Origin of the sequence: Streptomyces violaceorubidus (assembly GCF_000717995.1) — a bacterium.
GTDB lineage: Bacteria > Actinomycetota > Actinomycetes > Streptomycetales > Streptomycetaceae > Streptomyces > Streptomyces violaceorubidus.
Genome location: NZ_JODM01000229.1, coordinates 1 through 242 on the forward strand (window position 1 = coordinate 1; position 242 = coordinate 242).

Here is a 242-nt window from a genome sequence, read left to right on the forward strand (position 1 = left end):
AGCGTCTGCAGCAGGCCCGGCGCCTGCTCGGCGAGCAGGCCGGTGACCGCTGCGACGTAGGCGTGGGCGGTGCCGACGGATATACCGAATGCCGCGGCGGTCCTCGTGAGGGTGTCGTGGCGGCGCAGGTACACGAGTGCGACCAGCGCACGGCGGTGCGGCGGGAGTTTGCACCGCCGGTCACCCTCACGGGTGACGATGAGCATCGTGACCCACTCGACCAGGGCATGCGGGAGGTCGAG

General features: G+C 71.1%; 1 protein-coding gene. It reads right to left on the bottom strand.

Translation table 11 applies throughout. The features are described 5' to 3' along the window. Window positions 1-242: helix-turn-helix domain-containing protein (locus IE94_RS0134880; RefSeq protein ID WP_030192830.1), on the bottom strand; the 242-nt coding region annotated here is incomplete at both ends.